Source organism: Roseovarius salincola, from assembly GCF_026891095.1.
Classification (GTDB): domain Bacteria; phylum Pseudomonadota; class Alphaproteobacteria; order Rhodobacterales; family Rhodobacteraceae; genus Roseovarius; species Roseovarius salincola.
This window is the reverse complement of record NZ_JAPTNL010000002.1, coordinates 65,547-90,975: the sequence shown is the minus strand read 5'-3', so window position 1 is coordinate 90,975 and position 25,429 is coordinate 65,547. Positions and strand designations below refer to the sequence as shown.

Genomic DNA, 25,429 nt, shown 5'->3' with positions numbered 1-25,429 from the left:
CAATACCACCTTAGCGGGATGAAGGTATTTTCACAACACGTCAAGAGGGATCACCCCGACGCGCCGCCAAAGGATGTCAAATCATCCAGAACGCCGCCACCGTCGCCGCCGCACCTGCCAGCCCGCCGCCCAGGGCCCACAGCGCACCCGCCCCGCGACTCCCGCGTGGCGCGGGCTCCAACGGCATGGATTGGCGGATCAGCGCATTCTCCACAATCGCCGGCAGGCGCGGCCCGTAACGAGTCAGCACCGCCAGCGTCTTCTGCAGGTCGCGCATCACCGCGCGCGGGCCGATATTCTTGCGGATGTAATCCTCGACCACCGGCCGTGCGACCTGCCAGATGTTGATCTGCGGATCGAGCGACCGCGCCACACCCTCGACCACCACCATCGTGCGCTGCAACAGGATCAGCTCGGTGCGGGTCTCCATCCCGAAACGCTCGGTCACCTCGAACAGGTAGCTCAGCAGGTTGCCGATCGACATCTGCGAGGCATCCATCCCGAAGATCGGCTCGCCCACCGCGCGCAGCGCCCGTGCGAACTCGTCCACATCCCGGTCCGCGGGCACATAGCCCGCCTCGAAATGCACTTCCGCGACGCGCTGGTAATCGCGCTTGATGAACCCATAGAGGATCTCGGCGTAAACCTTGCGGGTATATTCGTCGATATGCCCCATGATTCCGAAATCATAGGCGATGATATCCCCCGACGGCGCCACCTTCAGGTTGCCCTGATGCATGTCGGCATGGAAATACCCGTCGCGCAGCGCATGTTTCAGGAACAGCTGCAACACCCGCTCGGCCAGTTGCGCCCGGTCATGCCCCGCGCCGTCAAGCGCCGCGTTGTCGCCCAGCGGCACACCATCGGCCCAGCCCATCGTCATCACCCGCCGCCCCGACAGCGGCCAGTTCACCCGTGGCAGGGCAAACCCCTCGTCCTGCGCGGTATTGGCGGTGAATTCACTGGCCGAAGACGCCTCCAGCCGCAGATCGAGCTCCCCCATCACCACGCCCTCGAAATGGGCGATCACATCGGTCGGCCTCAACCGCCGCGATCCCGGTGACAGGAACTCGATGGTGCGCGCCGCGAAATAGAAGGCGTCGATATCCTTGCGAAAGGCCCGCTCGATCCCGGGGCGCAACACCTTGACGGCCACTTCCTCGCCGCTCTCGCGCAGGGTCGCGCGATGCACCTGCGCGATCGAGGCCGCCGCGACCGGTGCGCCGAAATCGTCGAACACCTCTTCCACCGGGCGGCCCAGCTGCGCCGCGACCGACGCCTTGGCCACCGCCACCGGAAACGGCGGCAGCTTGTCCTGCAAGACGCGCAACTGCGTCGCCAGATCGTCCCCCACAAGGTCCGGGCGCGTCGACAGGATCTGTCCGAACTTGATATAGGCCGGCCCCAGCGCCGTCAGCGCCCGTGTCGCGGGCGGCATCGCCGGATCGCCGCGATAACCCAGCCACTGGAACGGCCAGGCCAGCAGACGCATCGTCACCCTGACCAGACGCGGCGCATCGAACGCATCCATCACCACCGCCATGGCGCCGCTGCGCTCCAGCGTGGCGCCCGTGCGGATCAGGCGCAGGATATTGTGCGGACCGCGCATTCAGATCTTCCAGCCCGAATGCAGACAGGCGACACCCATGCTCAGATTGCGGTATTTCGCATTGCCGAACCCGGCCTCCCGCACCATGCCCAGGAATGTCTCCTGATCGGGAAAACGGCGGATCGATTCCACCAGGTATTGATAACTCTCGCGGTCATTCGCGATCGCCTGCCCGAGCCGCGGAATGATGTTGAAGGAATAAAGATCATAGGCCCATTGCATCAGGTCATTGGGAATCTGGCTGAACTCCAGCACCATCAGCCGGCCGCCCGGGCGCAACACCCGGAACGCCTCGTTCAGGGCCTCCTGCGGGCGGGTCACGTTGCGGATGCCGAAACTGATCGTGTAGACATCGAAACTGTTATCGGCGAAGGGCAGCGCCATCGCGTCGCCCACCAGCCAGTCAAGGCTGTCCGCCATCGCCGCCGCCTCGGCGCGCTTGCGCCCCTCGATCAGCATCGGCTCGGTCAGGTCCAGCACCGTGGCATGGCCATGGCCCGCACGCTTGAGGAAACGAAACGCTATGTCGCCCGTGCCCCCGGCAACATCCAACAGGCGCTGGCCGGGGCGGGGCGCCAGCCAATCCATCATCGCATCCTTCCAGATGCGGTGAATGCCCAGCGACATCGCGTCGTTCATCACATCGTATTTCGATGCGACCGACCCGAACACGCCCTGCACGCGCCCGGCCTTTTCCGCCTCCGGCACGCTCTGAAATCCGAAATGGGTGGTCTTCTCGTTCATGTTCCGCGACCGAAGCCTTGCCGTTACGTGTCCACGCCCTTCTTATAGGGCGCATGGGGGCGGATACAATGCGCCCCATGCGTCACAGGATGGAACCGATGCCCGAACTCCCCGAGGTCGAGACAGTTCGCCGCGGCCTTCTTCCCGCCATGGAAGGGGCGGTGATCGCGCGCGCGCAGGTCAACCGCCCCGATCTGCGCTGGCCCTTCCCCGAAAACATGGCCGCACGCCTGACCGGACAGCGCGTCATCGCGCTGCGGCGGCGCTCGAAATACATCCTGGCCGATCTCTCCTCGGGGGAAACCCTGCTCATTCATCTGGGCATGTCGGGGCGCATGACCGTTTCGGGCGACCCGCTCGGGGTGTTTCACCACGACCACCCCGCGGCGCAGAAACACGATCACGTCGTCTTCGACATGGCGAACGGCGCGCGCATCACCTTCAACGACCCGCGCCGCTTCGGAGCGATGGACCTGATGGAGACCGCCCGGGCCGATGCGCACCCGCTGCTGGCGAAACTGGGGCCGGAACCGCTGGGCAACCGCTTTGACGAAACCTGCCTGGCCGATGCGCTGGCCGGGCGCAAGACGCCGATCAAGTCGGCGCTGCTCGATCAGCGAATCGTTGCGGGGCTGGGCAATATCTATGTCTGCGAAGCGCTCTTTCGTGCGCGGATTTCCCCAAGGCGGCGTGCGGGCAATCTGTCGCGCGCCCGCGCTGCGGGGCTGGCGGGGGTCATCCGCGAGGTGCTGCGCGATGCCATCGAGGCGGGCGGGTCATCCTTGCGCGATTTTCGTCAGGCAGACGGGGAACTTGGTTATTTTCAACACCGTTTCGATGTTTACGACCGCGAAGGTCAGCCCTGCCGCACTGCGGGCTGCACCGGCACCATCCGGCGCATCGTGCAGTCGGGGCGCTCCAGCTTCTATTGCACCTCCTGCCAAAGATGAGGTTGATCCGGGCGCAGACAGTGGTAATGAATCCGTTCTGACAGAAACAAGCGAAAGCAGATTTCATGGCCTATGAGACGATCATCGTCGAAATAGAAGACCACGTCGCCCTCATCAAACTCAATCGCCCCGATGCCCTGAATGCGCTCAACGCCCAGCTCATGACCGAGCTGTGCACCGCGCTCGGGGATGCGCAGGCGAATGAAAAGGTGCGCTGCATCATCCTGACCGGCTCCGACAAGGCCTTTGCAGCCGGTGCCGATATCAAGATGATGAGCGGCAAGGGCTTCGTCGAAGTGTTCTCCGAGGATTTCTTCGGCCCCGAAAGCGACGCGATCATGCGGGTCCGCAAACCGATCATCGCTGCCGTCTCCGGCTACGCGCTGGGCGGGGGCTGCGAACTGGCGATGATGTGCGATTTCATCATCGCCTCGGATACCGCCAAATTCGGCCAGCCCGAAATCAATCTCGGCGTCATGGCCGGGCTTGGCGGCAGCCAGCGCCTGACCCGCTTCATCGGCAAATCCAAGGCGATGGACATGAACCTCACGGGCCGCTTCATGGATGCCGAAGAGGCCGAACGCGCGGGCCTCGTCAGCCGCGTCGTCCCCGTCAAGAAACTGATGGAAGAGGCCCGCTCGGCGGCCGACAAGATCGCCGAGAAATCCATGATCGGCGTGATGGCGGTCAAGGAATCGGTGAACCGCTCCTACGAGACGACCCTGCGCGAGGGGCTGCTGTTCGAGCGCCGCGTGTTCCACTCGCTCTTCGCCACCGAGGATCAGGCCGAAGGCATGGCCGCCTTCGTGGAAAAACGCGAACCCCAGTTCCGCGACAAGTGACCGCCGCCTGAACCCGGTACCGACAGGGCGCGCCCATCTGCGGCGCGCCCTTCGCCTTTCCTCCCCCCCCCTTTCATCTGGCCTCAAATACCTCGGGGGGTGCGGGGGGCTGGCCCCCCCCGGCGCCGTCTCGGATTTTGTGCAAAATCCGCGCGCTTTCGTACACGAAAGCACCGCGCGCCCCGTCAACCCGGCCCGTTTCGGCACCCGAAACCGACGCGATACCGACGCGGTACCGGTCTGTTACCGCCGCCCGCCCGGCCTTGTTAACAAGGCCCCTGGCGCGATTCGTTCCCCGCTGTCCAGTTTCGGCTTTGCAAGGACGCCAAACTTGGCTATATGCCCCCGCTATACATGCGTGTGCAGCCCGCTCTGGCTAGAATCACCTCCGGTCGATCCGTCGCCCGTTTGGGTTTGCGGCAGCGCATCCAAGACAACGCAAACCTGACAGAGGTCTGATTCAAATGGCAAATACGCCCCAGTCCAAGAAACGCGCCCGCCAGAACGAAAGCCGTCTGGCCGTCAACAAGGCCCGCCGCTCGCGGATCCGCACCCATCTTCGCAAGGTCGAAGAAGCCATCGCCTCGGGTGACAAGGACGCCGCCCAGGCCGCCCTGCGCGCCGCCCAGCCCGAATTGATGCGCGGCGTCACCAAAGGCGTCTTCCACAAGAACACCGCCTCCCGCAAAGTCTCGCGCCTCGCCGCCCGCGTAAAGGCGCTCGGCTAAGGCTTTCGGGCTAAATCATTGATACAAAAGGCGCCGGTCAGCCCGGCGCCTTTTTTGCATTTGTGGCCTTCCCGACGAGGGCGGAGATTCTTTTCACGCAAACGTCATGTCAAGCGCGAAGTTCGGTTGCCGTGGCGCTCGTGAAATTGCTAGCTTCACCCAGCGATTCACGCTTGGGGGGACATGTGGCACAGAATCGGGCTGCCATTATATGGCAGCTTGATCAATGGTTATTGACCATGCTGTGCGATTGTCCGGCAAGACGGCACGCAAATGCAATGATGACGCGGTTGATGTGGGGACAGTCCGCGTTAGACATTCTGTTGCGACCATTGGAAGTTCGGCTCCGGACAGGGGCTTGGCAACTGCTGCTTTCATGCAGCGGAACTGCTGATCTTTGTCCATGCAGACTTCATCCCCCCAGCTATCGGATCGCCCGCTCCGCGCGAGCGTGGAACAAGAGCAGACTGGTAGATCCGATTCTGAGACGGGGGACGAATGACGCAGGAACAATGGGGCCAACTCAAGCAGCGACTTCTGAATACAGTCGGCAAGAACAACTATACGAACTGGATCGAGCCCCTCGAACTGTCGGGTGTGAAGGACGGCGTCGCCACCTTCAACGTGCCGACCAGCTTCCTTGGCAATTACGTCTCGCAGAATTTTGGCGATCTGATCCTTTATCAGGTAAATTCCATCGCGCCCGAAATCCGCCGGATTCAATTCCGTACCGCTGCCAGCACTGCCCGTGATCCCGAGGCTGCGAAATCCGGCGCGGCCCCGCAAAGGTCCGCGCAGGCGAACAACAACACCGAACCCGACATCCGGCACAACACCGCGCCGCTGGACGAGCGGTTCACCTTCGACACCTTTGTCGTCGGCAAGCCCAACGAACTTGCTCATGCCGCCGCCAAGCGCGTCGCCGAGGGCGGGCCGGTCACATTCAACCCGCTCTTTCTTTATGGCGGGGTCGGACTGGGGAAGACGCACCTCATGCATGCGATCGCGTGGGAACTCACCTCGCGTCAGCCCGAGTTGAGCGTGCTTTATCTTTCCGCCGAACAGTTCATGTATCGCTTCGTGCAGGCGTTGCGCGACCGCAAGATGATGGATTTCAAGGAGATGTTCCGCTCGGTCGATGTGCTGATGGTGGATGACGTGCAATTCATCGCCGGCAAGGAAAGCACGCAAGAGGAATTCTTCCACACTTTCAATGCACTGGTCGATCAGAACAAGCAAATCGTCATCTCGGGCGACCGCGCCCCCGGCGAGATCGAGAACCTCGAGGACCGCATCAAGTCGCGCCTGCAATGCGGCCTGGTCGTGGACCTGCACCCGACCGATTACGAACTGCGCCTCGGAATCCTGCAGTCCAAATGCGAGCAGTACTCCCGCCAGTATCCCGACCTGCGGATGTCGGATGGCGTGTTGGAATTCCTGGCCCACCGGATCAGCACCAATGTCCGCGTCCTGGAAGGGGCGCTGACCCGGCTGTTTGCCTTTGCCTCGCTTGTCGGCCACGAGATCACGCTGGAACTGACGCAGGACTGCCTTGCCGACATCCTGCGCGCCTCCGAGCGCAAGGTCAGCGTCGAGGAAATCCAGCGCCAGGTGGCGGATCACTACAATATCCGCCTCAGCGACATGATCGGCCCCAAGCGCCTGCGCAGCTTTGCGCGCCCGCGTCAGGTGGCGATGTATCTGTGCAAGCAGATGACCAGCCGCTCACTGCCCGAAATCGGCCGCCGCTTCGGCGGGCGCGACCACACCACCGTGATGCATGGCGTGCGCCGCATCGACGAGCTTCGCGCCCAGGATGCGCAGATCGCCGAAGACCTCGAAATCCTGCGCCGGACGCTTGAAGGCTGAGCATTCCGGCGTCCCGTGCCGTCCCTGGCCCCGCTGCGCGCGGGGCCGCACTTGACGGCCCGATGAATAACGCAGAAAAACAACAACAAAAGGCTTGAGCCGAAAGGGGAAGTTGCTAACGTGCCCCTCCGGCACGACGCTGGCACCTATTCGGGAGCGAGGGCATGAAACTCAGCATCGAACGCGGAACGCTGCTCAAGGCGGTGTCGCAGGCACAATCTGTGGTCGAGCGGCGCAACACCATTCCGATCCTTGCCAATGTCCTGATCGAGGCCGAAGGCGACGACGTTCATTTCCGCGCCACCGACCTCGATATCGAAGTGGTCGACAAGGCCCCGGCCAAGGTCGAACGCGCCGGCGCCACCACCGTCAGCGCCGTCACTCTGCACGAGATCGTGCGCAAACTGCCCGACGGCGCGCTTGTCACGCTCAGCGACGATGGCACCTCGGGCCGCCTGACAGTCGAGGCGGGGCGCTCGAATTTCAACCTTGCGACCTTGCCCAAAGAAGACTTCCCGGTCATGGCCTCGTCGGAATATTCCAGCAACTTCAGCGCCCCCGCTCCGGTGCTGCGCCGCCTGTTCGACAAGTCGAAATTCGCGATTTCCACCGAGGAAACCCGCTATTACCTCAATGGCGTCTACATGCACGTCGCCGAATCCGACGGCGGCAAGGTGCTGCGCTGCGTGGCCACCGATGGCCACCGGCTGGCCCGGATCGACGCCGACCTGCCCGAGGGTGCCGAGGACATGCCCGGCGTCATCGTCCCGCGCAAGACCGTGGGCGAACTGCGCAAGCTTCTGGATGACGATGACATGAAGATCGCCGTCTCGGTCTCGGAAACCAAGGTGCGTTTCGCCACCCCCGACATCATGCTGACCTCCAAGGTGATCGACGGCACCTTCCCCGATTACACACGCGTCATTCCCCAGGGGAACACCCGCAAGATGGAAGTGGACGCCGCCGAATTCGCACAGGCTGTCGACCGCGTGGCGACGGTGAGCTCCGAACGCTCGCGTGCAGTCAAGCTGTCGCTCGACGAGGACCGCCTGATCCTATCGGTCAACGCGCCCGACAGCGGCGCCGCCGAAGAGGAACTGGCCGTGGCCTATGGCGACGAGCGCCTCGAGATCGGCTTCAACGCCAAGTATCTGCTCGAGATCGCCAGCCAGGTGGACCGCGAGAACGCCGTATTCCTGTTCAACTCCTCGGGCGACCCGACACTGATGCGCGAAGGCAACGACACCAGCGCCGTCTATGTCGTCATGCCGATGCGGGTGTGACGCCGGGATTTGAAGCCGGCCTTGCCGATGCCTTCGGCGAGAGTATTTTCGGAACGATGAAGGGCGCGTGATGCCCGGTCTTTTCCTGTCCCGCCTCACCCTGTCGCATGTCCGCTCGCATAAATCGGCGCGGTTTGAGCTGGATGCCCGTCCGGTGGCCATCCATGGCCCCAACGGCGCGGGCAAGACCAATATCCTTGAAGCTGTCTCGCTCCTGTCGCCGGGGCGCGGGCTGCGGCGCGCGGCGGCGCAGGATATCGCCCGCCGCCCTGAATCACTTGGCTGGAAGATCACCGGGGTGCTTCAGTCGCTGCACCAGCTGCACGAGGTCGAGATCTGGTCCGAGGAGGGCGGCGCGCGCCAGACCCGGATCGACGGCAAACCCGCCGCCCAGACCGCTTTGGGAAGGATCGCGCGGGTGCTGTGGCTGGTTCCGGCGATGGACCGGCTCTGGATCGAAGGCACGGACGGGCGGCGCAGGTTTCTTGACCGCATGACGATGAGCTTTCGCCCGGATCACGCCGAAGCCTCGCTTGCCTACGAAAAGGCCATGCGCGAGCGTAACCGCCTGCTCAAGGATCAGGTGCGCGATCCGCATTGGTATATCGCTTTGGAGCGGCAGATGGCCGAACATGGCGCGGCGATCCATGCCAATCGGCTTCATGCGCTGGAGCAGCTTGGCGCGGCGCAAGCTGAGGCCCAGACTGCCTTTCCCGTGGCCGAACTGGACCTGATCGCCACCGAGGGCGAGATTCCGGACACACCCGCCGACTTGGCCGCGGCGCTGGGCGAAAGCCGCTTTCGCGACCTTGCCGCGGGGCGCACGCTGGTCGGGCCGCATCGGGCCGATCTTTACGGGGTCTACGCGGCCAAGGGCGTGCCGGCGCGCGATTGTTCCACCGGCGAGCAGAAGGCGCTTCTGGTGTCGCTGATCCTGGCGAATGCCCGCGCGCTGGCGCGCGACTTCGGGGCGCCGCCGCTTTTGTTGCTCGACGAGGTCGCCGCCCATCTTGACGCGGCACGCCGCGCGGCACTCTATGACGAAATCTGCGCGCTTGGCGCTCAGGCCTGGATGACGGGCACGGGGCCGGAACTGTTCGCCGAACTGGGTGACAGGGCGCAGAATGTGACTGTGACCGATGCCGACGGCATCAGCCAGATCAGCGAAAGGCCCGGCCCATGACACCGCAACGCGTGACACTCATCACCCTTGGCGTTCGCGATCTGGACCGCGCGCGGGCGTTCTACGGCGCGCTTGGCTGGACTCCCGCGGACGAAACCGAAGGCGTCAGCTTTTACCAGATCAACGGGCTTGTCCTGGGGCTGTTCGGGCTTGAGGCCTTGGCTGCCGATCAGGGGCGGCCCGATGCGGTACTTGGTACGGGCGCAATGACGCTGGCGCAGAATTTCAGCACCGAGGCCGAGGTCGACGCCGCATTCGCGCAGGCGCTGGACGCGGGTGCGACGCTGCTCAAACGCCCCGAAAAGGTGTTCTGGGGTGGCTATTCCGGCTATTACGCCGACCCTGATGGCCATGTCTGGGAGCTCGCGGTGAACCCGTTCTGGCCGCTCTGCGGGGATGGATCGCTGACGTTGCCGGTGCAGGAATGACCCTGTCGCTTTCCGATCTGGCGCTTTACGCGGGCGCGCTGCTTGTGCTGTTCCTGACGCCGGGGCCGGTCTGGCTGGCGATGCTTGCGCGCTCCATGTCGGGTGGTTTCCAGGCCGCCTGGCCGCTGGCGCTTGGCGTGGTGGTGGGCGACATGCTTTGGCCGTTCCTTGCCATTCTCGGGGTCAGCTGGATCGTGTCGGTGTTTTCCGGCTTCATGCTGGCGCTCAGGATCGTGGCGGTGCTGATGTTCGTCGGCATGGGTGTGCTGCTGATCCGCAACGCTGACCGCTCGATCGCCGCCGACAGCCGTCTGACCCGTCCCGGTACCTGGGCAGGGTTCATGGCCGGGCTGGCGGCGATCCTGGGCAATCCCAAGGCGATCCTGTTCTACATGGGCGTCTTGCCGGGCTTTTTCGATCTGACGCGCATCACATTGGCCGATATCGCCGCCATCGTGTTCCTGTCATTCGCGGTGCCCCTCGTGGGGAACCTGAGCCTCGCACTGTTCGTGGACCGGGTCCGGCGGGTAATGAGCTCGCCCGAAGCGATCCGGCGCACCAATGTCGTGTCCGGCTGGCTGCTGATCGTGGTCGCGGTCGTGATCGCCTTCACCTGAACGCCCGCGCGCAGCCCTCTCGGGGATGCGACCGGCCCGGTTGCGCCCGCCCCGGACCGCGCGCGCGCCCCTTGCGGACCGCCGCCATCAGACCACAAAATATTGGGGTAAACGCGTGACATCCCCCCCGTAAAATCGTATAAAATCAAAAACGTGCGAAGGAATTCCCACATGGCCGAAGCTGCACCGACGCCCGACGATTATGGCGCCGATTCCATCAAGGTTCTCAAGGGCTTGGAGGCCGTCCGCAAACGTCCGGGCATGTATATCGGTGACACCGATGACGGCTCTGGTTTGCACCACATGGTCTACGAGGTCGTCGACAACGGCATCGACGAGGCCCTCGCCGGTCATGCCGACGCGGTGAACGTCACAATCCATGCCGATTCCAGCGTTTCCGTCAGCGATAACGGCCGCGGAATTCCGGTCGAGATCCACGAGGAAGAAGGCGTTTCCGCCGCCGAGGTCATCATGACCCAGCTTCACGCCGGCGGGAAGTTCGACCAGAACTCCTACAAGGTGTCTGGCGGTCTGCACGGCGTGGGCGTGTCGGTGGTGAACGCGCTGTCCGATTGGCTGGAGCTGCGCATCTGGCGCAACGGCAAGGAGCATTACGCCCGCTTCGAGCATGGCGATACCGTCGAACACCTGCGCGAGGTCGGCCCGGCGAATGGCCGAAAGGGCACCGAGGTGCGCTTCATGGGCTCGACGGATACGTTCTCGAACCTCGAATTCAGCTTCGAAACCCTTGAAAAGCGCCTGCGCGAACTGGCCTTCCTCAATTCCGGCGTGCGGATCATCCTTCGTGACGAACGCCCCGAAGAGCCGCTTCAGTCGGAATTGCACTATGATGGCGGCGTCATGGAGTTCGTGAAGTATCTCGACCGTCACAAGAGCTCGATGATCCCCGACCCGATCTTCATCACCGGCGAGCGCGACGATATCGCTGTCGAGGTGGCGATGTGGTGGAACGACAGCTACCATGAAACCGTCCTGCCCTTCACCAACAACATCCCGCAGCGCGATGGCGGCACCCATATGGCGGGTTTCCGTGGCGCGCTGACCCGGACCATCCAGAAATACGCCCAGGAAAGCGGGATCGCCAAGAAGGAAAAGATCAGCTTCACGGGCGACGATGCCCGCGAGGGGCTGACCTGCGTTCTGTCGGTCAAGGTGCCCGATCCCAAGTTCTCGAGCCAGACCAAGGACAAGTTGGTCAGTTCCGAGGTGCGCCCCGCTGTCGAGGGACTGGTCTATGAGAAACTGACCGAATGGTTCGAGGAAAACCCCAACGAGGCCAGGCAGATCGTCGGCAAGATCGTCGAGGCCGCGCTGGCCCGCGAAGCCGCGCGCAAGGCCCGCGAACTGACGCGCCGCAAGACGGCGATGGATGTGAACTACCTGGCCGGCAAGCTCAAGGATTGCTCCGAAAAGGATCCCTCCAAGACCGAACTCTTCCTGGTCGAGGGTGACAGCGCCGGTGGATCGGCGCAAACCGGGCGCGATCGCTCGACACAGGCGGTCCTGCCCCTTCGCGGCAAGATCCTGAATGTCGAACGCGCGCGCTTTGACCGGATGCTTGGCAGCCAGGAGATCGGCAACCTAGTGATGGCCTTGGGAACCGGGATTGGACGCGACGAATTCAACCTGGCTAAACTGCGTTACCACAAGATCGTCATCATGACCGATGCAGATGTCGACGGCGCACATATCCGCACGCTGTTGCTGACCTTCTTCTACCGGCAGATGCCCGAGCTGATTGAGAATGGCCATCTCTACATCGCGCAGCCGCCGCTTTACAAAGTGTCGCGCGGCAAATCCGAAGTCTATCTAAAGGACGAACCCGCGCTTGAAGACTACCTGATCCAGCAGGGCACTGACGATGCGGCGCTCAGGCTGGGAACCGGTGAGGAGATCGTTGGCCAGGACCTCGTGCGTGTCGTCGAGGAGGCGCGCCAGAGCAAGCGCATTCTTGAGTCCTTCCCGACCCATTACCCCCGTCACATCCTTGAACAGGCCGCCATCGCCGAGGCGTTCCTTCCGGGCCGGGTCGATTCCGACCTTCAGGGCGTTGCCGATACGGTGGCCGAACGTCTGGACCTGATCGCGCTTGAATATGAACGCGGCTGGCAGGGCCGCCCGACCCAGGATCACGGCATACGCCTGACCCGCACCGTGCGCGGCGTCGAGGAAATCCGCACGCTTGACGGCCCGGTTCTGCGCGGTGGCGAAGCCCGCCGCCTTGGCCAACTGACAAAGGGTCTGCGCGAGATCTACACCTATCCCGCGACACTGGTGCGCAAGGACCGGGTGCAGAGCATCTATGGTCCGCTCGACCTGTTGGATGCGATCCTGAAGGAGGGCGAGAAGGGGCTTCAGCTTCAGCGCTACAAGGGCCTTGGCGAAATGAACCCTGGCCAGCTCTGGGAAACCACGCTGGATCCCGAGGCGCGCACGCTGTTGCAGGTCAAGGTCGATGACGTGGCCGAGGCGGATGACCTCTTTACCAAGCTGATGGGCGATGTCGTCGAACCCCGTCGCGAGTTTATCCAGCAGAACGCCCTGAACGTCGAGAACCTCGATTTCTGAACGCAATCGGCGCACCCTGACGGGTAGACACAGTTTGGGCGGTGCTTCACCCGAGGCACCGCCCATTCCATTTCACCACAAGGGCGGCCGCCCTCAGTTTATGGTCGATATGACGCCTTCGGGCTTGCCGACCACCACGAAAGTCAGCTTGTCGGGCGACAGAAGCTCCCTGGCGACACGATTCACGTCTTCCAGCGTTACGGCATTGACCATGTCGTTCCGGTTCGAGATGTAATCCGTGGGCAGATCCTCCATCTGCATGTTGACCGCGATATTCGCAATCGGCGCATTGCCATCGAACCGCAGCGGATAGGCCCCCGTCAGATAGGTCTTGGCGTCCGCCAGTTCCTCGGGCGTCACGCCGTCTTCGCGCATCCGTGCCCATTCGGCGCGGATCACCTCGATCGCCTCGCCGACCCGCTCATTGGACGATGCCACGCTGCCCATCCAGATCTCGGCGGCGTCACGGTCGGCAAGATAGGAATAGACCCCATAGGTCAGGCCGCGCTTCTCGCGCACTTCTTGCATCAACCGGCTTTCGAATGACCCGCCGCCAAGAATGTGATTCAGGACATAGGCCGCAAAGAAATCGGGATCGTCACGCTTGATGCCGGGCTGCGCAAAACTGGCAACCGACTGGGGTGTGTCGAACTCCACGACCCGAACGCCACCGGGCAGGTTGACATCGGCCGTGCCTGACAGGGGCGTGCCTTCGGCGGGCAATTCCAGCAGAAGATCATCCAGAAGCGCGGTCAGTTCGTCGGCGGTGATATCGCCCACGGCACTGACATAAAGACGGTCGCGTGCCAGAGCGGCCTTGTGCGCGGCGACGATATCGTCTCGCGTCAGGTCCGCCACGGTTTCAAGCGTACCGTTGAGAGAGCTGCCATAAGGGTGATTTCCATAAACCAGCTCGTCAAGATTCCGGCCCGCGATCCTGCGCGGATCGGTCTGGTTCGAACGGATCACCGAATTCACCTGCTCGCGCACGCGATCAATCGACGGTTGGTCAAAGGCCGGATCGATCAGGCTCGCGCGAAGAAGCGCCACGGCCGCGTCCCGGTTCTCGGTCAGGAAACGCGCCGACACGCTGACCGTGTCGTCCGAAAGGTCATAGCGGAACGATGCCGCCAACTCTTCGGTGGCGCGCGCAAAGGCGCGCGAATCCATGTCGCCGGCGCCTTCCTCAAGCAACCCGACCATCAGGTTGGTGACGCCGCGTTGCCCCTCGGGGTCAAGCGACGCTCCTCCCCGAAACCGCAGCTCCAGTGCGACAAAGGGGTTGGTATGGTCCTCGACCAGCCAGGCGTTAATTCCGCCCGGGGTTGTGATCTCTTCGATATCCACTTCCGCCAGGGCAGGCAGTGCGGTGATGCAGGCGACAAAGGCCAGAACGTAACGGATCATTGGGTTGCCTCCGGTGCGGTCAGCCAGGCGGTCACGGAATTATTGCGCTCGAACAATTCTGTCGCGGCGGCCATGATGTCCTCTTCGGTCACGGCGTCGAGTATCTCGGGCCAGGCCTGGACATCCTCGACGGTCAGACCCTGCGTCAATGCCCGGCCATAGTGGTTCGCCAAGCGGCCCACATCGTCGCGGGCATAGATTTCCGAGGCACGCACCTGTATCTTGATCCGTGCAAGCTGCTCGCTGTCCACACCCTTTTCAAGGAAAGACGCGATCACCTCGTCCATGGCATCTTCGGCCTGTTGCAACGTGATACCCGGCGCAGGCACCACCGCAAGCCCGAAGGTCGTGTCGTCAAGCGACGTGCCACGGTAAAAGGCCGAGGTGCTGACCGCCCGCTGGGTCTCGAATTGCAGCTTTTCGGCCAATAGCGACGTGGTTCCGCCGCCAAGGATTTCCGCAAGAAGATTCAGCGCCGCGGCTTCTTCCTGAGCGCCGCTGTCCCTTTCAGGCGCAAGATAGGAGCGGGTCACATAGGGCTGCGAGACGCGCGCATCCTCCAGCACGATCCGCCGCTCGGCCATCTGTCGCGGCTCCTGCGGGCGGGTGCGCTCGGGCAGATCGGGATTGGCGGGCAGCTTGCCGTAATGCTCCTCGGCCAGCGCGCGCACGTCGTCGGGCATCACGTCACCGGCCACGATCAGGATCGCGTTGTTGGGCGCGTAGAAGGTCTTGTAGAAATCCAGTGCCTTTTCCATGTCCAGCATGCGCATCTCGTGCCGCCAGCCGATGATCGGCGTGCCATATGGATGATTGAGATACTGCGCCGCATTCTTCTGTTCGCGAAGCAGCGAGCCGGGGTTGTTCTCGACCCGCTGGTTGCGTTCCTCCAGGATCACGTCGCGCTCGGCGGCGATATCCTGTTCGGTCAGGCGAAGATTGACCATCCGGTCGCTTTCCATCTTCATCATCAGGTCAAGCCGGTCCGCGGCGATCCGCTGGAAATAGGCGGTGTAGTCATAGCTGGTAAAGGCGTTGTCCGACCCGCCATTGCGCGCCACCACCGCCGAGAATTCTCCCGGCGCCATGGTCTCGGTGCCCTTGAACAACAGGTGTTCAAGATAATGCGCAACACCGGAGGCCCCCGGCGGTTCATCCGCCGCCCCGGCACGATACCAGACCATGTGCACGACTACCGGCGCGCGGTGATCTTCGATCACCACAACATCCATCCCGTTATCGAGCGTGAAGGTCGTGACCTGATCCTTGGCGGTGGCCGGCAGAGTGGCGGCCAGGCTCAGAATCAGACCCGCGATGAATTTGCGCATCCCGTGTCTCCAGATTTCCGACGGTTCCAGATTTGGAACATACGTCGCCAATACCGCGTTGCAAGCGCGCTGACAGGGTTGTGATGCGCGTCAGTCCTCGGGGGGCGGATTGCTGGGCGTTTCGACGCCGGCGCGGCGCATGCGCATTTCCTCGCTATGCGGATCAAGCCATTGGCGCTTGTAGGCGTTGGTGTAATCATCCACCGGCCCAAGCCGCAGGATGTTCACCCGACCGTGCTTGCGGCGGGTTTCGGCATCTTCGCGCGCCACTGTCTGGCGGATGCCCGGCTGCGTGCCGTAACGCCCGGCATGGCGCACCAGCCCGCTGTCAGCGGCGGCAGGTGCGGTTCCGCTCAAGGCTGCGGGATTGCCGCCAAGCGCGGCGACCCCTTCGGCCTTGGGATTGGTATCGACAAGATTGGCCGAGCCCGGCGCAGGCGCGGGCAGCGCAGAATAGCTTTCGGGCGTCTGCAACGGTTTGGTCGGCAGCACCGTGAATTCGTCCGGGCCTTCGCCCGTGTGCTTGATATGGGTCAGCGTCACATCCTCGCCCCGGTTGCCGCAGGCGGCCAGGCCAAGACTGAGGATCAATACTGTCACGCGCGGCACGCTCATCGCCCGTCTCCTTCGGTTTCGCGAACAGATGTATCGCATCCTTTGCCCGAGGTCACGAGGCGTTTTTCGCAGGCGGGCTGAACAGGACCAGCCCGATCGCCCCGGCGAAAACCGCGATATCCGCGACATTGAACGCAAACGGGTTGTTGATCCCGCAACAGGACATATTGATGAAATCCGCAACCGCCCCGTACAGCAGACGGTCAATCACGTTTCCAATCGCCCCGCCGATCAGCAGACCGGCCGAAAGCATCTGCCAGCGCCCGCCTTGGTCGCGATGGACCCACCACAGCACAAGACCCGAAATCAGCAGCGCAACCGCGATCAGGACCCACCGCATGACCGGATTACCCCCGGACATCAGGCCGAAATTGATCCCGTAATTCCACGCCATGCGCAGGTTCAGGTAAGGCGGAAACACGTCCAGCGATCCCAGCTCGCGCAGGTTCAGCGCATGCACGATCCAGTATTTCGTCACCTGATCCAGCAGCAGCGTCAACAGACCCGCCCGTAAAACCACTCGCATCGCTTGCCCCCTAATGGCGGAAATGGCGCATGCCGGTCATGACCATCGCCAACCCGGCCTCATCGGCGGCGGCGATCACCTCGTCGTCGCGCATCGAGCCGCCGGGCTGGATCACCGCCGTCGCCCCGGCCTCCGCAGCCGTCAGCAACCCGTCGGCAAAGGGAAAGAACGCATCCGACGCCACCACGCTGCCGCGTGTCAGCGGCGCATCGAGACCCAGTGTCGCGGCCATGTCCTCGGCCTTGCGCGCGGCGATGCGGCAACTGTCGACGCGGCTCATCTGTCCGGCCCCGACGCCCACCGTGGCGCCGTCCTTGACATAGACGATGGCGTTCGACTTGACGTGCTTGGCGACGCGCCAGGCGAACAGCAGGTCTGCCAGCTCCTGATCGCTCGGCGCGCGCTTGGTCACCACCTTCAGATCGGCGACATCCAGCCGCCCGTTATCCTTGTCCTGCACCAGATAGCCGCCCGAGACCTGCCGCAGCATCAGGCCCGACTCGGCCGGATTGGCCAGGCCGGGGGTGGTCAGCAGGCGCAGGTTCTTCTTGCGCGCGAATACCTCCTTGGCCTCCCGGTGCGCGCCGGGGGCGATGACCACTTCGGTGAAGATCTCGCAGATTTCCTCGGCGGTCTCGCGGTCGAGCGTCGAATTCAGCGCGACGATCCCGCCGAAAGCCGAGGTCCGGTCGCAGTCAAAGGCGCGCGCATAGGCTTCCTTTAGGGTCGCACCCCGCGCCACCCCGCAGGGATTGGCGTGCTTGATGATCGCGCAGGCCGGGCCGTCCTTGGGCAGGAACTCACTGACCAGCTCGAAGGCCGCGTCGGTGTCGTTGATGTTGTTGTAGCTCAGTTCCTTGCCCTGGTGCTGCTTGGCGGTGGCCACGCCGGGACGGTTCGAGCCATCCACATAGAAGGCCGCGCTCTGATGCGGGTTCTCGCCGTACCGCAAGGTCTGCGCCAGCTTGCCGGCGACGGCGCGGCGGCGCGGTGCCTGTTCGCCCAGGGCTTGGGCCATCCAGCCCGAGACCGCCGCGTCATAGGCGCCGGTGCGCGCATAGGCGGTCAGCGCAAGCCGCTGGCGGAAGGCATATGTGGTCTGACCGTCATGCGCGGCCAGCTCGTCCAGCAGCGGCTGGTAATCCTCGACATCCACGACGACATTGACAAATGCGTGGTTCTTGGCCGCCGCGCGGATCATCGCCGGACCGCCGATGTCGATATTCTCGATGCAGGTCGCGTAATCGGCGCCCTTGGCGACGGTCGCCTCGAATGGATAGAGATTGACCACCAGAAGGTCGATCGGCTTGATCCCGTGGGCGGTCATCGCCGCCATGTGCTGATCGTCGTCGCGCAGCCCCAGCAACCCGCCATGCACGCCCGGATGCAAGGTCTTGACCCGTCCGTCCATCATTTCGGGAAAGCCGGTGACCTCGGCCACATCCTTCACCACCAGCCCCGCATCGCGCAGCGCCTTGGCGCTGCCACCGGTCGACAGCAACTCGACCCCGCGATCGGCCAGGGCCTGGCCCAGTTCGACCAGTCCGGTCTTGTCGGAAACGGAAAGAAGGGCTCGGCGCACGGGGGCGAGATCGGTCATGGGCAGCGGATCCTCGGGTCAGTCGGTTCAGGTCTGTTCTGTCTCGGTGTCACCGGCCGCTGGCTCCAACTCGTCCTGTGTCAGGTCGCGGATGCCGATCGGCGTGTCCTGTGCCTTGGCCAATGACCACCTTGTGCGGGTCGCATACTCCATCACGCGCCCGGATAGAACGATTTGTTTGGTCGCACGCGGCTTGAGCCGGTTTTTTTCGAGATAAACGCTGGGTTCCAGCGACAGGTTCACCCGTCCGTCGCTGCGAAATACCCAGATCTCTCCGCTCTTGAGCGCCATCGACACCGCTGCGCCGCCCATGTCGAGGCTGGCATCCACATCCGGGTGCAGGTGAAAGCGGATGTCAAAGGGAATGCCCTGCAAGGTGGCCGCATCCATCGCCTTGTCGAACTTGCGCCGGTCGCCATCGCCCAGCGTCAGCAGCATGTCCTCGCCCGCGACCCCGCGCCCGTCGAATGTCAGGTCCAGCGTGCGGGCATGGGTCAGGCCGTAACTGCGCAGATAGCCATCATGCCCCCCCTCGAAGCGCAGCCCGTCCGGCGCATTGCTGACCTTGACCGGCACATGGCGCGGCGCGTCGGTCAACCAGCCTTCGCGCTTTGCCCCAAGGTCCAAACGCGCGCTGGAGCGGCCCGCCAGGACCAGTGTCGAATGCGACGGCGTGGCACGTCCCGCGCGCCGCCACTGCGCCCCGAAACTGACCCCCGAGCCGCAATTCACGATCAGCGGCCGCCGCCCCGACGTCAGCTCGAACGCCAGCGTCGAGGCATGGGCATTGAGCGATGCGCGCCCCGAAGGCGGCGGTGCCGCGTCGATGATGATCGAGGTCCGTCCGGCGCTGATCCGGGCGTAGCCCATCGACAAACCGTCAGGCTGGCGCGTCTTGACGCCGCTATTGGCCAGCGCATTGTCGAGCCGCCCCTCAAGCCCGCGCCCGCCACCGTGAAACCGCGCCAGCGCGCCGTCGCTATGGCGCAGGGTCCGCAGGGTCGGGGCGATCCGCTCAATGGCGTTCCAATGCGACGGCGTCGGGGCGCGCCCGGATTCCGACAGTGCCACCGAGGCCCATGTCAGAAGCGCGAAGACATCCAGCAACTCCTCGGGGTTGCGGGTGGCGATACCCCCGGTATCGTCGATCTGCGTGTCGCACTCGCGCGCCAGCACGCGCAGCGCGGGGTCCACATGCCCCTCCATCCCTTTCAGCGACAAACCCGCATAGACCAGACCCGTCAGCGCCTCGAATCGCGGCAGGCCGGGGCAGGAGGCGCGCCAGCGGCGGCCCAGGAAATTGGTCTGCTGCGCCAGCGATTTGAAGAAACCCTCGGCCTCCTCGCGCCCGGTGCAGCCAAGCAGGAAGGGCGCGTGGTTGATCCAGCGGATCAGCCGCCGACCGGTCAGGTTAGGGGTCCAGCCCGGCCCGCGCCCCGCGCCATAGCGCGCGATCCAGGACCACAGCCACGCCTGCGCGCATTGACGCGCGCTCGCATCGCCAAGCGCCGCCAGATCGTCAAGCCAGCCAAATCCGTGTGTTTCTTCGGCAAAAGCCTTGTCCGGAGGCGCCAGGTCCCAGATATTGCTGCCCGGTTCCTGCAACAGATGCCCGGCGAACAGGAAGTTGCCCGCCACAAGCTGGCGACCGCGTGCATAACTGCCGATGGTGCGCGGTTCGGGCTGCGAGACAAAGGCCGTGGCCGCGCGCGTCAGTGTCGCGCGCCGGGCGGCGACGCGGTTCATAAGGCGCGTCCAGCGCGCCGACAGGTTGTCGGACTTTGACATATGCCGTGCCTCTGCACGCTCTTCCTGGCGTTGTTGGAGTCACTATAGCTTCCCGTCGCCGCCAAGTCACCGGGCAATCCGCCTCAAGGCGCAGAAGGTTTCCTGTGCCGGGTCAGGCCCCGGCGTCCAGACGCAGGCTGGCAATATAGAACCCGTCCATGCCGCCGATTTCGGGCCAGTAATCGGGGCGCAGGCGCAGCCCGCCCTCTTCGGTGATCCACTCGGGTGCGATCCCCGGCAGGTCCAGCGCCGCGCGCTCCACGCTCAGCCCCGGGTGGCGTGCGCAGGCCTCCTCGACCTGGCATTCGCCTTCGTCAGGCAACAGCGAGCAGGTGCAGAACACCAGCCGCCCGCCGGGTTTGAGCAATGTCAGCGCGTGGTCGATCATGGCCGACTGCAACGCGATCAGCGCCGCGAACTCGGCGCCATCCTTGGCAAAGGGCAGGTCGGGATGACGCCGGATCGTGCCGGTCGCCGAACAGGGCGCATCCAGCAGCACCGCGTCATAGGGGCCGCCCGCATGATCCAGCGCGTCGCCGATCTCGCACCGCGCCGTAAGCCCGCAGCGCGCGAGGTTCTCGCGCACCCGCGCCATGCGCTTTTCGGAGATGTCGAGCGCAGTCACATCCGCCCCCGCCGCCGCCAGCTGCAATGTCTTGCCACCCGGCGCCGCGCAAAGATCCAGCACACTTTCCCCCGGCTGTGGCGCCAGCACCCGCGCCGGGATCGCGGCGGCGGTGTCCTGCACCCACCAAGCGCCAGCATCAAAACCGGGCAGGGCCGAGACCTGACCCGCATCCGACAGCCGCACACTCCCGGTCGGCAACAGTGTCCCCGCGCCAAGCATGGTCAGCAGTTCACCCGCATCCCCCTTGGCCGTCAGGTCCAGCGGCGCGCCCGCGAAATGCGCCCGCTCCATCGCCCCGACCGGCCCCGCGCCCCAAGCGGCGATCAGCGGCTCACGCAGCCAGCGGCGCAGGCGTGGCACGCGCAGATCGTTCCACGTCTTCATCCCGTCATCGGCGATCTTGCGCAGCACCGCGTTGATCAGCCCCTTGAGGTTGCCATACCGTTTGTGACTGCCGACGATCCCCACAAGATCGTTGACCACCCCATGCGCATCGCCTCCCGTGCAAAGCTCGACCGTGCCGAGGCGCAGGATGTTGAACACATGCAGCGGCGGCGGCTTGCGCAGATGGCGTTGCAGCAGCCGGTCGGCCCGTTCCAGCCCGCGCAAGGTGTCGCTTGCCAATCGCTGCGCGCGGGCGCGGTCCGCCGGTTCAAGCCGGTCCAGCGCGCCAGAGCCGATCATGTCGGACATCAACCGCCCTTCGCCCATCACCTGATCCAGCAGGTGAACAGCGCTGCGGCGGGCGGACGGGGCGGGCTGTGACATCGGAAATCCTTGGCTCGGGGGCAATGCGGGCATATATCAAGGCTCAAGCACCAAAGGAAGCCCGACGATGACCGACCCCAAACGCGATCTCCCGCCCGAAGCCATCCGCGCCCTGGCCGAAGCCGAAGAGCGCCGCCGCAACGCCGCCGAAACCGAGTTGCCCAAGGAACTTGGCGGCCGCCGCGAGGGGCTGGAGCCAGTGCGCTATGGCGATTGGGAGAAAAAGGGCCTCGCCATCGATTTCTGAACGGTGCGCTCAGGCTTCCTTGAGGCCCAGCACATCCAGCATGTCATAGGCGCCCGGCTTGCGGCCCTGACCCCACAACGCCGCCTTCAGCGCGCCGCGCGCAAAGACCGCCCGGTCGGTGGCGACATGGCGCAGGATCACCCGCTCGCCCATCGCGGCGAACATCACGTCATGTTCGCCCACGATATCGCCGCCCCGTATCGCCGAAAACCCGATATGCCCGCGCGTGCGCTTGCCGGTGATCCCGTCGCGGCCCCGGTCCTCGACGCTCTCAAGGCGCACGCCCCGCCCCTCGGCGGCGGCCTCGCCCAGCATCAGGGCGGTACCCGAGGGCGCATCGACCTTCTGATTGTGATGCGCTTCGATCACCTCGATATCGTAATCCTCGTCCAGCGCGGCGGCGACCTTCCTGGTCAGTTGCACCAACAGGTTGACGCCAAGGCTCATGTTTCCGGCGCGGATGATCGTGGCATGGCGTGCGGCGGCGTCGATCTTGTCGATGTCATCACCCGTAAGGCCGGTGGTGCCGATCACATGCACGCAGCGCGCCTGCGCCGCCAGTCCGGCGAATTCCACCGTTGCTGCAGGCGCGGTGAAATCGATCACCGCATGGGCGCGCGACAGCGCCTCCAGCGGATCGTCGGTCACGCTGATCCCGATCGCCGTGCCGCCCATCGCCTCGCCGACGTCCTTGCCGATCCAGTCATGGCCCTTGCGCTCCAGCGCCCCGGCCAGCCTGGCGCGGTCGCTTTCCAGAACGGTGCGGATCAGCATCTGGCCCATGCGCCCCGATGCGCCCGTCACCACGATACCCGGCAGATCTGTCATGTCGCGGCCTCCTGCGAATGTCCGGCGCTGTGTAGCCCGTGGCAGGGGCATCGCACAATGGGCAACTGCGCGCATTGATCTTGGCAAAGCAGCGCGAAGCGATTAGATGCGGGTCATGGCCAGAAACAAGTTTCACGAAGGATCCGGGCCGTCGCAACGCCAGCTTCGCGTCGGCGAACTGATCCGGCGCACCCTGTCCGAGGTTCTGATGCGCGGCGACGTGCATGATCCCGAACTCAACCGTCTTTCGGTGACGGTCGGCGAAGTGCGCGTATCCCCCGACCTCAAGGTCGCCACCGCCTATGTGCTGCCGCTTGGCGGCGAGGGGCAGGAAGACGCCATCGCCTTCCTTGCCCGCAACAAGGGCGAACTGCGCCGCATGGTGGGCAAGAAGCTGGATCTGAAATACGCGCCCGACCTGCGTTTCCGCATCGACGAGACATTCGACCGGATGGATGAAACCCGAAGGCTCTTTGCGCAGGACAAGGTGCGCCGGGATGTCGAAGGCTGACATGCTTCGCCTCTGCGTGGCCCTCTGGGCGGGTGCCGCCGCCATGCCCGCCGCTGCGGTGGAATGCAGCACGCGCGACCATGAAGGCGAGGCTTTCACCATCTGCCGCGTCGATGTCGCCGACGCGGACCTGAGGCTGTTCTTGCGCGACGACAGCACCGGCAAACCGCTTGCCAGTTTCGACAATATCGACAGGATGCTGGGCGCTGATGACGCGCGCCTCGCCTTTGGCATGAATGCCGGGATGTATCACACCGATCGCAGCCCGGTCGGGCTTTATGTCGAAGAGGGCGAGACCCTTGCCCCGGTCGTCACCTCGGCTGGGCCGGGCAATTTCGGGCTTTTGCCCAACGGCATCCTGTGCATTCGCGACGGGCGTGCCGACGTGATCGAGACCCTGCGCTTCACCGACGATCCGCCCGCATGCCGCTTTGCCACCCAGTCCGGGCCGATGCTGGTGATCGACGGCGCGCTGCATCCGCGCTTCCTGCGCGACAGCGACAGCCGCTATCGGCGCAACGCGGTGGGCAGCTCGGCGGACGGCCAGACGCTCTGGTTCGCGATCTCGCAGGCGCCGGTGAGCTTCCATCAATTCGCCACGCTGTTTCGCGACGTGCTCAAGACGCCGCAGGCGCTTTACCTCGACGGCAACGTCTCGCGCCTCTATGCGCCTGCCATCGGGCGTCATGACGGGGGCTTCCCGATGGGGCCGGTGGTGGGTGTGGTCCGGCACGGGGCGAATTGACAGCGCGCGGGGCTTGGGCTACGCCGCCGCCTTCACCGGGCAGAAAGGCACGAGCATGGCACGCAAACGCAAGGGGCGCGATATTTCCGGCTGGCTGATCGTGGACAAGCCTGCGGGGATGACCTCGACAGCGGTCGTGAACAAGGTGCGCTGGGCCTTGCAGGCCAGGAAGGCGGGCCATGCCGGCACGCTCGATCCCGAGGCGACAGGCGTTCTGGCCGTGGCGCTGGGCGAGGCGACCAAGACCGTCCCCTATGTCACCGACGCGCTCAAGGCCTACGAATTCACCGTCCGGCTGGGTCAGGCCACCAATACCGACGACGCCGAAGGCGAGGTGATCGCCTCCAGTGAAACGCGCCCCGATGATGACGCCATCAAGGAAGCGCTGCACGCCTTCGTCGGCGAGATCATGCAGGTCCCGCCCAAATATTCGGCCGTCAAGATCGACGGGCAGCGCGCCTATAAGCTGGCCCGCGACGGCGAGGATTTCGAGGTCGAACCCCGCCCCCTCTGGGTCGAGGAACTGGTGATGCTGGATCGCCCCGATCCCGATCATGTCGTTCTGACGATGACCTGCGGCAAGGGCGGCTATGTGCGCGCCATCGCCCGCGATCTGGGCGCGGCGCTGGGCTGTTTCGGCCATGTGACCCGGCTGCGCCGTATCTGGTCGGGGCCGTTTCGCGCCGAGGACGGGCTGACGCTCGACCAGATCGACGCGCTGGCCCATTCGCCCGAACTCGACAGCCACATCCGCCCCCTCGAAGAGGGGCTCGACGATCTGCCCCAGGTGCGCTGCACCGATGTGGGGCTGGCGCGGCTCAGGAATGGCAATCCCGGCATGGTGATCGCAAGCGACGTGGAATATGGCGAGGAATGCTGGGCCTCTCACGACGGGCGGGCCGTCGCCGTGGGCCGCTTCAAGGCGGGCGAGCTGCATCCAAGCCGCGTCTTCAACCAATGAGCGGCGCCGGCGCGCATGATCCCGGCGGCAAGGTGCGCCTCAAGCTGCCCGACGGGGTGATCGGCGGCGCCAGCTTTTCGGAATGCGGGCGCTACCGCCAATCGCTGACGCGTGACTGGACACCAGCGGGCACCACCCCCCGCGCCGTGCTGTTCATCGGCATGAACCCCTCGGTCGCCGCTGCCGAAGTTTCCGATCCCACCTGCCACCGCGAACTGATCTTTGCCCGCGATTGGGGCTTCACCCGCTATCTCAAGGGCAACATGCTCGACTGGCGCGCAACCTCGCCGCGCGACATCCCCGCCGATCCGGCGGCCGCCTGCAGCCCCGCCAATATTCCCGCTCTGCTTGAAATGGCGCAGGAATCCGAGCTGATCGTCATGGCCTATGGCAAGCTGCACAAACGCTTCCGGCCCGTGGTGCAGGACGTGATCGGCGCGATGGTCGCGACCGGCAAGCCGCTGAAATGCCTTGGCCTCAATCAGGACGGATCGGCCAAGCATCCGCTTTACCTGCGCAAGGACACGGCGCTCATGGATTTCCCGCTGCCGGTCTGACCGCGCGGTTGGCCCCCGGCCACGAAAAAGGGCGCCCTGGCAAGGGCGCCCTGACCTTTGCTTGCCCGATTTCCGAGC

Annotated in this window: 24 protein-coding genes; 14 read left to right on the top strand and 10 right to left on the bottom strand. The window is 64.5% G+C overall.

Annotation, left to right across the window (positions count from 1 at the left end):
- Positions 1 to 76: 76 nt before the first annotated feature.
- Both ubiB and ubiE read right to left on the bottom strand, forming a co-directional pair.
- Complete coding sequence (gene ubiB, locus N5A93_RS03050; RefSeq protein WP_268953591.1) at positions 77 to 1,609, bottom strand: 2-polyprenylphenol 6-hydroxylase; 1,533 nt, start codon at positions 1,607 to 1,609, stop codon at positions 77 to 79.
- A complete protein-coding gene (gene ubiE / locus N5A93_RS03045) occupies positions 1,610 to 2,353 on the bottom strand; it encodes a bifunctional demethylmenaquinone methyltransferase/2-methoxy-6-polyprenyl-1,4-benzoquinol methylase UbiE (RefSeq protein WP_268953590.1) in 744 nt (247 codons plus the stop codon). It abuts the gene before it with no gap.
- A 98-nt stretch (positions 2,354 to 2,451) separates the two neighbouring features.
- Here ubiE and mutM point away from each other — a divergent pair, with 98 nt between their 5' ends.
- The 9 genes from mutM to gyrB all read left to right on the top strand — a co-directional run bounded on the left by mutM (position 2,452) and on the right by gyrB (position 12,842).
- Positions 2,452 to 3,303: a bifunctional DNA-formamidopyrimidine glycosylase/DNA-(apurinic or apyrimidinic site) lyase gene (gene mutM, locus N5A93_RS03040; protein WP_268953589.1), complete on the top strand. Its 852-nt coding sequence runs from the start codon at positions 2,452 to 2,454 to the stop codon at positions 3,301 to 3,303.
- Positions 3,304 to 3,368: 65 nt separating this feature from the next.
- Positions 3,369 to 4,145, top strand: coding sequence for an enoyl-CoA hydratase (locus tag N5A93_RS03035; RefSeq protein ID WP_268953588.1), 777 nt, complete (start codon positions 3,369 to 3,371; stop codon positions 4,143 to 4,145).
- Between the two features lie 464 nt (positions 4,146 to 4,609).
- On the top strand, positions 4,610 to 4,873 hold the full coding sequence (rpsT, locus tag N5A93_RS03030; RefSeq protein ID WP_268953587.1) for a 30S ribosomal protein S20: 264 nt from the start codon (positions 4,610 to 4,612) through the stop codon (positions 4,871 to 4,873).
- Positions 4,874 to 5,371: 498 nt separating this feature from the next.
- Complete coding sequence (gene dnaA / locus N5A93_RS03025; protein WP_268953586.1) at positions 5,372 to 6,742, top strand: chromosomal replication initiator protein DnaA; 1,371 nt, start codon at positions 5,372 to 5,374, stop codon at positions 6,740 to 6,742.
- Between the two features lie 164 nt (positions 6,743 to 6,906).
- The gene (gene dnaN / locus N5A93_RS03020) at positions 6,907 to 8,025 is read left to right on the top strand and encodes a DNA polymerase III subunit beta (protein ID WP_268953585.1); all 1,119 of its coding nucleotides are present in this window, start codon (positions 6,907 to 6,909) and stop codon (positions 8,023 to 8,025) included.
- A 70-nt stretch (positions 8,026 to 8,095) separates the two neighbouring features.
- Positions 8,096 to 9,208: a DNA replication/repair protein RecF gene (gene recF / locus N5A93_RS03015; RefSeq protein ID WP_268953584.1), complete on the top strand. Its 1,113-nt coding sequence runs from the start codon at positions 8,096 to 8,098 to the stop codon at positions 9,206 to 9,208.
- Complete coding sequence (locus N5A93_RS03010) at positions 9,205 to 9,636, top strand: VOC family protein (protein WP_268953583.1); 432 nt, start codon at positions 9,205 to 9,207, stop codon at positions 9,634 to 9,636. The genes recF and N5A93_RS03010 overlap by 4 nt, the downstream gene beginning before the upstream one ends.
- A complete protein-coding gene (locus N5A93_RS03005) occupies positions 9,633 to 10,253 on the top strand; it encodes a LysE family translocator (protein ID WP_268953582.1) in 621 nt (206 codons plus the stop codon). The genes N5A93_RS03010 and N5A93_RS03005 overlap by 4 nt, the downstream gene beginning before the upstream one ends.
- A 171-nt stretch (positions 10,254 to 10,424) precedes the next feature.
- Positions 10,425 to 12,842 carry a DNA topoisomerase (ATP-hydrolyzing) subunit B gene (gene gyrB / locus N5A93_RS03000; RefSeq protein WP_268953581.1) on the top strand — a complete coding sequence of 806 codons (2,418 nt, stop codon included), beginning with the start codon at positions 10,425 to 10,427 and terminating at the stop codon, positions 12,840 to 12,842.
- Positions 12,843 to 12,935: 93 nt separating this feature from the next.
- Here gyrB and N5A93_RS02995 read toward each other — a convergent pair whose 3' ends face one another.
- The 7 genes from N5A93_RS02995 to N5A93_RS02965 form a co-directional block, all read right to left on the bottom strand.
- A complete protein-coding gene (locus N5A93_RS02995; protein ID WP_268953580.1) occupies positions 12,936 to 14,249 on the bottom strand; it encodes a M16 family metallopeptidase in 1,314 nt (437 codons plus the stop codon).
- The gene (locus N5A93_RS02990) at positions 14,246 to 15,577 is read right to left on the bottom strand and encodes a M16 family metallopeptidase (RefSeq protein WP_268953579.1); all 1,332 of its coding nucleotides are present in this window, start codon (positions 15,575 to 15,577) and stop codon (positions 14,246 to 14,248) included. Before N5A93_RS02990 ends, N5A93_RS02995 begins: the two co-directional genes overlap by 4 nt.
- A 90-nt stretch (positions 15,578 to 15,667) precedes the next feature.
- A complete protein-coding gene (locus tag N5A93_RS02985) occupies positions 15,668 to 16,192 on the bottom strand; it encodes a DUF3035 domain-containing protein (protein ID WP_268953578.1) in 525 nt (174 codons plus the stop codon).
- Between the two features lie 52 nt (positions 16,193 to 16,244).
- Positions 16,245 to 16,718, bottom strand: a complete 474-nt coding sequence (gene lspA / locus N5A93_RS02980; RefSeq protein ID WP_268953577.1) for a signal peptidase II — start codon at positions 16,716 to 16,718, stop codon at positions 16,245 to 16,247.
- Between the two features lie 10 nt (positions 16,719 to 16,728).
- Entirely contained in the window at positions 16,729 to 18,318 is a 1,590-nt protein-coding gene (gene purH, locus N5A93_RS02975) for a bifunctional phosphoribosylaminoimidazolecarboxamide formyltransferase/IMP cyclohydrolase (RefSeq protein ID WP_268953576.1), read from the bottom strand.
- A gap of 27 nt (positions 18,319 to 18,345) precedes the next feature.
- Positions 18,346 to 20,106, bottom strand: a complete 1,761-nt coding sequence (locus N5A93_RS02970; RefSeq protein ID WP_268953575.1) for a heparinase II/III family protein — start codon at positions 20,104 to 20,106, stop codon at positions 18,346 to 18,348.
- A gap of 112 nt (positions 20,107 to 20,218) precedes the next feature.
- Positions 20,219 to 21,502 carry an RsmB/NOP family class I SAM-dependent RNA methyltransferase gene (locus N5A93_RS02965; RefSeq protein WP_268953574.1) on the bottom strand — a complete coding sequence of 428 codons (1,284 nt, stop codon included), beginning with the start codon at positions 21,500 to 21,502 and terminating at the stop codon, positions 20,219 to 20,221.
- A gap of 67 nt (positions 21,503 to 21,569) precedes the next feature.
- On the opposite strand from N5A93_RS02965, the gene N5A93_RS02960 reads away from it, so the two are divergent.
- Positions 21,570 to 21,749 carry a DUF1674 domain-containing protein gene (locus N5A93_RS02960; RefSeq protein WP_268953573.1) on the top strand — a complete coding sequence of 60 codons (180 nt, stop codon included), beginning with the start codon at positions 21,570 to 21,572 and terminating at the stop codon, positions 21,747 to 21,749.
- Positions 21,750 to 21,758: 9 nt separating this feature from the next.
- Here the strand turns inward: N5A93_RS02960 and dapB are convergent, their stop codons facing one another.
- Positions 21,759 to 22,577 carry a 4-hydroxy-tetrahydrodipicolinate reductase gene (gene dapB / locus N5A93_RS02955; protein ID WP_268953572.1) on the bottom strand — a complete coding sequence of 273 codons (819 nt, stop codon included), beginning with the start codon at positions 22,575 to 22,577 and terminating at the stop codon, positions 21,759 to 21,761.
- A 115-nt stretch (positions 22,578 to 22,692) separates the two neighbouring features.
- On the opposite strand from dapB, the gene rbfA reads away from it, so the two are divergent.
- Genes rbfA through N5A93_RS02935 form a run of 4 tightly spaced genes read left to right on the top strand, consistent with a single transcriptional unit; the run spans position 22,693 to position 25,351 of the window.
- Complete coding sequence (gene rbfA / locus N5A93_RS02950; protein WP_085817835.1) at positions 22,693 to 23,088, top strand: 30S ribosome-binding factor RbfA; 396 nt, start codon at positions 22,693 to 22,695, stop codon at positions 23,086 to 23,088.
- Complete coding sequence (locus tag N5A93_RS02945; RefSeq protein WP_372920999.1) at positions 23,075 to 23,833, top strand: phosphodiester glycosidase family protein; 759 nt, start codon at positions 23,075 to 23,077, stop codon at positions 23,831 to 23,833. Before rbfA ends, N5A93_RS02945 begins: the two co-directional genes overlap by 14 nt.
- 55 nt (positions 23,834 to 23,888) lie before the next feature.
- Positions 23,889 to 24,794, top strand: coding sequence for a tRNA pseudouridine(55) synthase TruB (gene truB / locus N5A93_RS02940; protein ID WP_268953571.1), 906 nt, complete (start codon positions 23,889 to 23,891; stop codon positions 24,792 to 24,794).
- A complete protein-coding gene (locus N5A93_RS02935; RefSeq protein ID WP_268953570.1) occupies positions 24,791 to 25,351 on the top strand; it encodes a DUF1643 domain-containing protein in 561 nt (186 codons plus the stop codon). The genes truB and N5A93_RS02935 overlap by 4 nt, the downstream gene beginning before the upstream one ends.
- Positions 25,352 to 25,429 lie beyond the last annotated feature (78 nt).

What these genes read in the sequence shown, in the direction of transcription:
- ubiB (WP_268953591.1), bottom strand. Translation starts at nt 1,609, where the DNA reads ATGCGCGGTCCGCACAATATCCTGCGCCTGATCCGCACGGGCGCCACG.
- ubiE (WP_268953590.1), bottom strand. Translation starts at nt 2,353, where the DNA reads ATGAACGAGAAGACCACCCATTTCGGATTTCAGAGCGTGCCGGAGGCG.
- mutM (WP_268953589.1), top strand. Translation starts at nt 2,452, where the DNA reads ATGCCCGAACTCCCCGAGGTCGAGACAGTTCGCCGCGGCCTTCTTCCC.
- N5A93_RS03035 (WP_268953588.1), top strand. Translation starts at nt 3,369, where the DNA reads ATGGCCTATGAGACGATCATCGTCGAAATAGAAGACCACGTCGCCCTC.
- rpsT (WP_268953587.1), top strand. Translation starts at nt 4,610, where the DNA reads ATGGCAAATACGCCCCAGTCCAAGAAACGCGCCCGCCAGAACGAAAGC.
- dnaA (WP_268953586.1), top strand. Translation starts at nt 5,372, where the DNA reads ATGACGCAGGAACAATGGGGCCAACTCAAGCAGCGACTTCTGAATACA.
- dnaN (WP_268953585.1), top strand. Translation starts at nt 6,907, where the DNA reads ATGAAACTCAGCATCGAACGCGGAACGCTGCTCAAGGCGGTGTCGCAG.
- recF (WP_268953584.1), top strand. Translation starts at nt 8,096, where the DNA reads ATGCCCGGTCTTTTCCTGTCCCGCCTCACCCTGTCGCATGTCCGCTCG.
- N5A93_RS03010 (WP_268953583.1), top strand. Translation starts at nt 9,205, where the DNA reads ATGACACCGCAACGCGTGACACTCATCACCCTTGGCGTTCGCGATCTG.
- N5A93_RS03005 (WP_268953582.1), top strand. Translation starts at nt 9,633, where the DNA reads ATGACCCTGTCGCTTTCCGATCTGGCGCTTTACGCGGGCGCGCTGCTT.
- gyrB (WP_268953581.1), top strand. Translation starts at nt 10,425, where the DNA reads ATGGCCGAAGCTGCACCGACGCCCGACGATTATGGCGCCGATTCCATC.
- N5A93_RS02995 (WP_268953580.1), bottom strand. Translation starts at nt 14,249, where the DNA reads ATGATCCGTTACGTTCTGGCCTTTGTCGCCTGCATCACCGCACTGCCT.
- N5A93_RS02990 (WP_268953579.1), bottom strand. Translation starts at nt 15,577, where the DNA reads ATGCGCAAATTCATCGCGGGTCTGATTCTGAGCCTGGCCGCCACTCTG.
- N5A93_RS02985 (WP_268953578.1), bottom strand. Translation starts at nt 16,192, where the DNA reads ATGAGCGTGCCGCGCGTGACAGTATTGATCCTCAGTCTTGGCCTGGCC.
- lspA (WP_268953577.1), bottom strand. Translation starts at nt 16,718, where the DNA reads ATGCGAGTGGTTTTACGGGCGGGTCTGTTGACGCTGCTGCTGGATCAG.
- purH (WP_268953576.1), bottom strand. Translation starts at nt 18,318, where the DNA reads ATGACCGATCTCGCCCCCGTGCGCCGAGCCCTTCTTTCCGTTTCCGAC.
- N5A93_RS02970 (WP_268953575.1), bottom strand. Translation starts at nt 20,106, where the DNA reads ATGTCAAAGTCCGACAACCTGTCGGCGCGCTGGACGCGCCTTATGAAC.
- N5A93_RS02965 (WP_268953574.1), bottom strand. Translation starts at nt 21,502, where the DNA reads ATGTCACAGCCCGCCCCGTCCGCCCGCCGCAGCGCTGTTCACCTGCTG.
- N5A93_RS02960 (WP_268953573.1), top strand. Translation starts at nt 21,570, where the DNA reads ATGACCGACCCCAAACGCGATCTCCCGCCCGAAGCCATCCGCGCCCTG.
- dapB (WP_268953572.1), bottom strand. Translation starts at nt 22,577, where the DNA reads ATGACAGATCTGCCGGGTATCGTGGTGACGGGCGCATCGGGGCGCATG.
- rbfA (WP_085817835.1), top strand. Translation starts at nt 22,693, where the DNA reads ATGGCCAGAAACAAGTTTCACGAAGGATCCGGGCCGTCGCAACGCCAG.
- N5A93_RS02945 (WP_372920999.1), top strand. Translation starts at nt 23,075, where the DNA reads ATGTCGAAGGCTGACATGCTTCGCCTCTGCGTGGCCCTCTGGGCGGGT.
- truB (WP_268953571.1), top strand. Translation starts at nt 23,889, where the DNA reads ATGGCACGCAAACGCAAGGGGCGCGATATTTCCGGCTGGCTGATCGTG.
- N5A93_RS02935 (WP_268953570.1), top strand. Translation starts at nt 24,791, where the DNA reads ATGAGCGGCGCCGGCGCGCATGATCCCGGCGGCAAGGTGCGCCTCAAG.